Consider the following 4,009-nt stretch of genomic DNA (forward strand, 5'->3'; position numbering starts at 1 on the left):
CCCCGGGCATCCGAAGCCGCGGCGGCGACTGGCGTCCGCCCGGCACCCGGACCCACGGCCGGCCACTCGGTGTCCGCACCGGCAATCCGGACCCCCGGGCGGCGATTGGACATCCCCCGATCCAGCCCCGGGGCGGCGGACCCGAGGACGCGCCACCCGCCCCGGGCACCCGGCACCGGGGCGGCCACTCACCGTCGCCCCGGCCTCCGGACCCGCGGCCGACCACCACTCGGCATCCGCCCGCGCAGCCAGTCCCCGGACGGCGGACGTCGTGACGGCACCCACCCGGCACCCGGACCCACGGCCGGCCACTCGGTGCCGACGGGGGTGACCGTGCCCCAGACGCCCTCGACCAGGACCAGCCGCCCCGAGGGCCGCAGCAGTTCCCGCCAGCGCCGCAGGGCGCTCGCGGGATCCGGCAGCGCCCACAGGACGTGGCGCACGAGGACGGCGTCGAAGCGCCGCTCGCCCACCGGCGGGTTCGCCGCGTCACCGACCAGGAACACCGCGTCACGGCCCGCGAGCTTGTCGCGGGCCCGGCTCACCATGTTCGGGGAGAGGTCCACGCCGGTCACCCGGTGTCCCAGCTCGGTGGCGAGGAGCGACAGGCTGCCCGTGCCGCAGCCGAGGTCGAGGATCTCGCCGGGGCGTCCGGGCAGCCAGTCACGCAGCTTCTCGGCCCAGGCCGCGCGCACGAGCGGCTCGCGCAGCCCGTGATCCGGCTCGTCGTCGAAGACCGCCGCCTGCGCGTCCCAGTCCACGTGGGCCGGGCTCGACGCGTCGTCGTGGTTCGTGATCCGTTCGCTCATGCGCCCAAGAGTGACACCCACCACTGACAGCCGAATCGTGACAGCCGCCACAGACAGACCCGCACCGATGAGGAACTCTCGCCCGCAAGGTCTACCTCCGTGAGAACACGGAACCCGGTAGACGTCTAAGGAGGCAGTTATGCGCCGTATGACAGTGCAGAAGCCCCTGAGGAAGACGGACCCGCGCCGACTCCGTGAGGAGGTCGACGAGCGTCCCGGCGAACGGCCTGAGGTCCGCAAGGACATCGCGCGGACATGGTGGCCGAACGGATGACCTGCGGACCCGACGACAAGACTTGTCAGACGAGCCGTTTGCGGTAGTGGATCCGGTCATAGGGTCCGTCCACCCGGCGCTCCACGACCTCGTAGCCGAACCTCGGATAGATCTTCTGGTTCTCCCACATCATCGCGTTCGTGTAGAGCCTGATCTCCGGCAGCCCCAGCGCACGCGCGCGTGCGTCCACGAACTCCAGCAGCCGCCGTCCGACTCCCGTGCCGCGCGCGTCGGGATGGACGGCGATGCTGTCGAGGAACAGGTGGTCCGCACGGGCCTCGATCACGACGAGGCCGATCACCCTGCCCGTCGCGGGCTCTCCCGCCACGAACACCTTCCCCGCGGCCACGTTCGCCGCGTGGTCGGCCTCCATGGGCACCGGCACCACGCCGATGCGCTCGACGTAGGGGTGGTAGGCCGCGTCGGTCACGGCCTTCACGGCCGGTACGTCGGCGGCGGCCGCCACCCTGATCCCCTCGGTCTCCTCGCTCCGCATGCCGCGCACGCTACCTACCTGAGCGCAGTCTCAGCACTCCCTTAACGCGAGCACAAGGATCTCCCCCGACCGCCCTCGGCAGGCGATTCCGCGGTCCCCCGGGGCTATTTTCTGATCACCCCCACGGGATCCGTCCTCCCGTACCAGGACTGTCCGGACCGCCTCCGAGGAGTTCCCCATGCCGGCACGCCGCAAGGCCGCCGTCCTCGCCGCCCTCGGCCTGGCCCCGCTCGCCCTGACCGCGCTCGCCGCCGCGCCCGCGTCCGCGCCCGGTTCCATGGGCGACCCGGTCAGCCGGATATCCCAGTGCTACGCGGAGGGCCCCGAGAGCCCGAGGTCGGCGGCGTGCAGGGCGGCGGTCGCGGCGGGCGGCACCCAGGCCCTGTACGACTGGAACGGCGTCCGGATCGGCGACGCGAACGGCCGGCACCAGGCCCTGATCCCGGACGGCAAGCTGTGCAGCGCGGACAACGAGGAGTTCAGGGGCCTCGACCTGGCCCGCGCGGACTGGCCCGCGACCGCGGTGCGCAGCGGCTCGTACACGTTCGAGTACCGGGTGACCGCCCCGCACAGGGGCACCTTCACCGTCTACATCACCAAGCCCGGCTACGACCCGGCGAAGCCGGCGGCCTGGGCCGACCTGGACCTCGGGCACCCGGTCGCCACCGTCACCGACCCGGTCGCCTCCGGCGGCTTCTACACGTTCTCCGGCACCCTGCCCGAGAGGACCGGGCGGCATCTGCTGTACGCGGTGTGGCAGCGCTCGGACAGCCCGGAGGAGTTCCACTCCTGCTCGGACGTCGCCTTCGGCGGGAGCGGCGGCGGGGCGCCGAGCGGTTCATCACCTGCTCCCACGGCCTCGGCACCGACCGAACGGCAGATCGAGGACGGTGCCGGCAGGTCGACGATCGAGCACCACGGTCACGGGGACGCCGACGCCCGTACGACGACGGACCCGACGGCACATCCGGCGACGCACCCGACTTCGGCCGCTGCGCGTGCCGCCGTCCCCGCCGACGCCGGCCGGCCCGGGGCCGCCGGTGGCGCGCGGACCCGGAACCTCGCCGAGACCGGTGGCGACGGCGGCACCCCGTACATCGCGGTCGGCGGCGCGGCCGCCCTGGCACTCGGCTCGGCGGTCCCGTTCGCCTCGGTCCGCCGGCGCGCCGCGCACGGGGGCCGGCGGGGCCGCTGAGGCGGCCCGCGTTCGCGGGGCCTGTCCGGCGGCTCAGGCCGGACAGGCCCCGGAGTGCACCTCGCGTCGCCGTCAGCTGAAGGCGGACGCGCAGGTGGTGGCGGTGGCGTGCGGCGGGTCGAGGGCGTTGGCCACCTCGTGGAAGGCGACGCGGTCGAACAGCCCGATCGCCAGATGCTCGGACAGGTCGACCGGGCACAGGTCCTGCAGCAGGACGTTGCGGACGTCGGGGCCGGTCAGGTACTGGCTGCGCCAGGGCGTGGCCACCTCGTCGTACCGGGTGGCGATGACCGTGTAGTGCACACCGGGAACGGTGTCGCCGCCGTCGTTGAGCTTGGTCAGGAAGTCGGACCCGACGATCTGGTCGGCGAGGCCGGGGGTGGCGGCGTTGAGCAGGTCGCTCGCGCCCGGGAAGTACGGCAGCAGGTTGGTGAGGCCGCTCAGGGTGGTGCCGTGGCTGTCGGGCGCGAGGCCGACGAGGGCGTTCACCTTGGCGGCTCCGCCGAGGAACTTCAGGTAGTAGCGGGGCATCATGCCGCCCTGCGAGTGGCCGACGAGATCGGCCTTGGCGGCACCGGTGGCGGCGAGCACCTTGTCGACGAAGGCGGACAACTGCCCGGCCGACTTGTCGATGGGGCCGAGGCCGTTGAAGAGCGGGACGCCCGGCAACTGCCCGTAGTCGAGGGAGAAGACGCAGTACCCGCGGTCCTTCAGGTACGGCGCGAGGGACAGCCAGTTGTCGACGGAGTTGCCGAAGGTGCCGTGGACCAGGACGACGGGGCGGGGATGTGCGGCGGACGGCCGGCAGCTGTAGTCGTTCCAGCCCGAGCTGGGGGCGTCGGAGGCGTGGGCGGTGGCGGCCGGGACGGTGGCGACGGCGGCGGCCAGGAGCAGGGCGGCCAGATGTCTCAGGGCGCGCTTGACGGGCAGCATCGTGTGATCTCCTTGCGGCTCAAGGGAGGTGCGACGGCACTGCGCCCTGTGATCCGGATCACGAGGATGCTGTTCACTCGTCAAGTTACGAGCGAGTAGCCCAGGTGTGAAGTTACGCGTCAGTAAAAACTTCCAGTGATAACCGGCGACCCCCGGGGGTCATGGGGTAGTGCACCTGACGGACCGTCACCAGGTGGGCCTAACAGGGCCGTACGGCGCGATCCGCGCCAACCATCCTCCCAGCGCGCGCACTTCCTCCTCGCCGATCACCTCGACCCACGCACGCACGGCCTCGGCGGCGG

The 4,009-nt window shown here is 72.6% G+C and carries 5 protein-coding genes and 1 pseudogene; 2 read left to right on the forward strand and 4 right to left on the reverse strand.

Annotation, left to right across the window (positions count from 1 at the left end):
* Nucleotides 1–188: 188 nt before the first annotated feature.
* Nucleotides 189–809 (reverse strand): class I SAM-dependent methyltransferase, encoded by a 621-nt coding sequence (locus BZY54_RS42535; RefSeq protein ID WP_086730724.1) that lies wholly within the window; start codon nucleotides 807–809, stop codon nucleotides 189–191.
* A gap of 139 nt (nucleotides 810–948) precedes the next feature.
* Between BZY54_RS42535 and BZY54_RS54900 the strand changes: the two genes are divergently transcribed.
* Nucleotides 949–1,083 carry a hypothetical protein gene (locus tag BZY54_RS54900; RefSeq protein WP_086730725.1) on the forward strand — a complete coding sequence of 45 codons (135 nt, stop codon included), beginning with the start codon at nucleotides 949–951 and terminating at the stop codon, nucleotides 1,081–1,083.
* 25 nt (nucleotides 1,084–1,108) lie between these two features.
* Here the strand turns inward: BZY54_RS54900 and BZY54_RS42545 are convergent, their stop codons facing one another.
* Nucleotides 1,109–1,579, reverse strand: a complete 471-nt coding sequence (locus tag BZY54_RS42545; RefSeq protein WP_086730728.1) for a GNAT family N-acetyltransferase — start codon at nucleotides 1,577–1,579, stop codon at nucleotides 1,109–1,111.
* Nucleotides 1,580–1,757: 178 nt separating this feature from the next.
* Between BZY54_RS42545 and BZY54_RS42550 the strand changes: the two genes are divergently transcribed.
* Nucleotides 1,758–2,774 (forward strand): lytic polysaccharide monooxygenase auxiliary activity family 9 protein, encoded by a 1,017-nt coding sequence (locus BZY54_RS42550; RefSeq protein ID WP_086730726.1) that lies wholly within the window; start codon nucleotides 1,758–1,760, stop codon nucleotides 2,772–2,774.
* A gap of 72 nt (nucleotides 2,775–2,846) precedes the next feature.
* On the opposite strand, the gene BZY54_RS42555 is transcribed toward BZY54_RS42550, so the two are convergent.
* Together BZY54_RS42555 and BZY54_RS54100 are read right to left on the reverse strand one after the other, a co-directional pair.
* On the reverse strand, nucleotides 2,847–3,707 hold the full coding sequence (locus BZY54_RS42555; RefSeq protein ID WP_086730727.1) for an esterase/lipase family protein: 861 nt from the start codon (nucleotides 3,705–3,707) through the stop codon (nucleotides 2,847–2,849).
* A 186-nt stretch (nucleotides 3,708–3,893) separates the two neighbouring features.
* Nucleotides 3,894–4,009 (reverse strand): annotated as a pseudogene (locus BZY54_RS54100) (MarR family transcriptional regulator); the annotation flags it as partial.

This window comes from Streptomyces carpinensis (genome assembly GCF_002154505.1).
In the GTDB taxonomy this organism is placed as follows: Bacteria; Actinomycetota; Actinomycetes; order Streptomycetales; family Streptomycetaceae; genus Streptomyces; species Streptomyces carpinensis.